General features: G+C 41.2%; 4 protein-coding genes and 1 pseudogene. 2 read left to right on the top strand and 3 right to left on the bottom strand.

The window, feature by feature from the left end:
- Positions 1–53: 53 nt before the first annotated feature.
- The 3 genes and pseudogenes from EI161_RS13750 to EI161_RS13740 form a co-directional block, all read right to left on the bottom strand.
- A pseudogene (locus EI161_RS13750) lies at positions 54–488 on the bottom strand (M20/M25/M40 family metallo-hydrolase); the annotation flags it as partial.
- A 35-nt stretch (positions 489–523) separates the two neighbouring features.
- On the bottom strand, positions 524–1,006 hold the full coding sequence (locus tag EI161_RS13745; protein ID WP_192523038.1) for a nucleoside deaminase: 483 nt from the start codon (positions 1,004–1,006) through the stop codon (positions 524–526).
- A 255-nt stretch (positions 1,007–1,261) separates the two neighbouring features.
- Complete coding sequence (locus EI161_RS13740) at positions 1,262–1,915, bottom strand: UPF0149 family protein (protein WP_192523037.1); 654 nt, start codon at positions 1,913–1,915, stop codon at positions 1,262–1,264.
- 172 nt (positions 1,916–2,087) lie between these two features.
- Between EI161_RS13740 and EI161_RS13735 the strand changes: the two genes are divergently transcribed.
- Together EI161_RS13735 and EI161_RS13730 are read left to right on the top strand one after the other, a co-directional pair.
- Positions 2,088–2,528, top strand: a complete 441-nt coding sequence (locus tag EI161_RS13735) for a hypothetical protein (RefSeq protein WP_192523036.1) — start codon at positions 2,088–2,090, stop codon at positions 2,526–2,528.
- A 116-nt stretch (positions 2,529–2,644) separates the two neighbouring features.
- Entirely contained in the window at positions 2,645–3,100 is a 456-nt protein-coding gene (locus EI161_RS13730) for a cell division protein ZapA (RefSeq protein ID WP_192523035.1), read from the top strand.
- Positions 3,101–3,237: the final 137 nt, after the last annotated feature.

Here is a 3,237-nt window from a genome sequence, read left to right as displayed (position 1 = left end):
GTGTAAGGCGTTGCTTATTTTTTTCAACTATCTCCCAATTCTATACAGCCCCTAGATAACTCTACGGCTTGCGGTAACAGCGTTAACGCACAAGCGATAAAGCCTTTCATATCGCAAGAGCCGCGTCCATATAGCTTGTCACCACGAATCGTTGCAGTAAATGGCTCAGACGTCCACTCTTGACCATCAACTGGCACCACATCAGTATGTCCAGATAACACCAGACCATTATTCACAATATCAGCTTTTTCTCCAGCTGGCACCGTCACAAATAGATTGGCTTTATTTTTAACCTCATTGAAGGTTAAATCTACGCTCAACCCTAACTTCTCGCAATATCCTTTCACATCGTCGATTAACGCCAAATTTGAATGGCGACTAACCGTATCAAACGCCATCAACCGCGTCAGCCAGTCAATACTATCATTGGGGTAATTGGCTGTAGGCGTTGCTTGTTTTTCACCTTTATTATGATTTATCACAGTCATAAGATATCCTTATCACGATATGAGATAAAAAGACCTCAGCCTTTTTGGAATGAACGCTGTTGTAGCGCTTTGACTTCTTCATCTAAGCCTGCAATCGGACCTTCGACGGCTACATCAGGGGCGACTTCTTGGATACTTAATGAATTGATAGGCGATGAAGACTTCACCCCCATCTCATCCATCCACTCACCCAACTGTTTTGATGAGCTGACATAAACAATACGACCAAGCCCTGCCCATGCATGAGCTGCTGAGCACATAGCACAATGCTCGCCTGAGGTATAAACCACGGCTTTAGTGCGCGCATCCGCTGTCATATTTTCTGCGGCCCATTTGGCGACGGCGATTTCTGGATGATAAGTGGCATCGACCGAATTGGCACGGTTACGATCTTCTCGTAGCACTTGTCCATCGGCATCAACCAGCACACTGCCAAACGGTTCATCGCCCGCTTCTAAAGCTTCAGCTGCCAGCTCCACACAGCGACGCAAATGAATCATATCATTATCAGTTGTCATCATAGTCTCCCTTTTATTATTCTTTAATTGCTGTCAAACAAGGAAAGTAGCACAGATAATATCAAGATATTAGCCAGCTATTTAACGCAGTTTGGCAAGATTTAGCCATTTTTTAGCCCATTTAGTTGATTTTGTTCAGATTGAGGACATGCCCTAGGATAGATTTTTCTCGCTTGCTGTGCTTACGCCGACAGAAGCTACGAAAAATCCATCCCAGTCCCGCTGCATATTTTTATATAAACCCAACTATATCATTTACGATGGGTTATTTTGATTCATCGCATCAACGACTGGCGGCATTGGTTTGGGTAATTTACCTTCTGCTTGTAATTCTTTGGTAGTTTTGGCATCGATAGACAAGCCAGCAATCAGTGCAATATCTTTAACTGGTTTACGCTTACGGGTAGCAAAGCTCACTGGCACCATGCGCGCAAACTCATAGATATACAAATAAGACTCTTCGCCGCCTTCAAAATCTTCATCGTCTTCTAGCCGAATGCCACCAATCTTTGCCAAATCTGACAGCATCTCGTTTTCTTCGCTACTTAGACCGCAATCGGTAATACCAAAACCGGTCATAAAACCATTTGCCCACTGTTTCAATGCCATCACGCGCTCGTACAAGTCATGTTCATCATCTGGCACTAATGGCGTATAAGAATAAGCATCATCTTTGTCTTTTAGCTGGAATACCGTATCTTCTGCTTCTTCAGTCAGTAAGGTCAACGCCTGATCAGGCAATGGCGCAAAACTTAGCTCCTCAAACACCTTTGCCCACACTTGCTCATCGGGTGCATTACAGGCAGTTATCAGCCCTGTCATCAAGCCGTGTACCTCACTAATAGATACGTCAGTCCAGTCATCAAACGCCGTCAGCCATGTATTCCAGCCCGAGATATTGTCATTCATAATAGATGTCCTAGTCATTGATTAGTAATAGTTAATAGTTAATAGAAACAAAGTGTCATAAAGCGTCATACAATTACTTTGTTGATATAGATATTATGCGGTCACCTATGGCATTATTAAACGCAGAGAACAAAATTCATTCACGCTTACTTGTTAAGGATAAAAACTGACTATGTATGACCAACTTAGAATATTAGAAAAAATGGTACTCGACATCAAAAAGCAATATCAGCTTGTCAGTGCTGAACTTAGCAGCCTCAAAAAACAACCTGAGACCGATCCAAAAGAACTTGCGGCTCTTAAGACTAAGCTCGATAGCAGCCATACAGAGCGCGATGGTGCGAAAAAACAATTAAATGATCTTGATAAACGTTATCAAAGTCTTGCTGAAGCGCATCATATGATCGGTGAAGAGCAAGACAAATTAAACAAACAGATTGAGCAATTACAACAGCAAAACAGCGAGCTGCAGCAGCATAACAATGAATTAAAGCAGCAGTATAGCGATATTAAACAGCAAAATAGTGATTTGAAAAAGAAAAACGAATTGGCCGCTGAGCGTACCCAAGTGGTATTGCAGCGCTTGACGCGTATTGATCAGGCAGAAAGTTAATCAATCATTGCCACTGATAACGTTTAATGCTTATTTTTTTACTTATGAAGCCAGCAAATTTATAGCAGTGATATTTTATATTATTCTCTTTAATAACATATATTGTAGGATTTATCATGACCGATGACCATAAAAAATCTGTAGAAAAACAGCCACAAAACAGCACTCAAATAGAAAACAGCCAAGCAAAAAATACTGGACCTAAGCCGCAACAGGCAGCATCAAATGGTTCGTACACACCAATCACCGCTGCGAAACCTGATGATAAAACCACTGAACCACAAATTAAAAAGGTCGATATCGCGATTGCTGGCATCACCTACCCGATCTATTGCCCAGTGCATGAGCAAGAAGAGCTGCTTTCAGCGGTTTCTTATATCAATGACAAGGCTTTAGCCCTAAGAAAAGACGCGCCCAGCCTCAGCCAAGAAAGCATCCTTGTCCTATGCTGCTTGAATTTATACGAAAAAATTCATACCAACCAAATAAGCGAAGAAGATCGTTTGCAGCAAGATAAGCAATCTGGGGCTTTGCTAAGTAAAATTATGAAAGACGCCCAGTCTATTTTATAAATCAAGGCTGTGTTTTAATAATGTGTTGATTAATTTAATGATAGAATAATGGTGTTATAGTAGTTTTGATTTAAGCAAACAAAAGGAATTAAGTATATGGTAGTAGATATCACTAACCCCGAATTAGTAGACAAAGA

This window comes from Psychrobacter sp. FME5 (assembly GCF_014861375.1).
Taxonomy (GTDB): Bacteria; Pseudomonadota; Gammaproteobacteria; order Pseudomonadales; family Moraxellaceae; genus Psychrobacter.
This window is presented reverse-complemented; position numbering and strand designations above follow the sequence as displayed.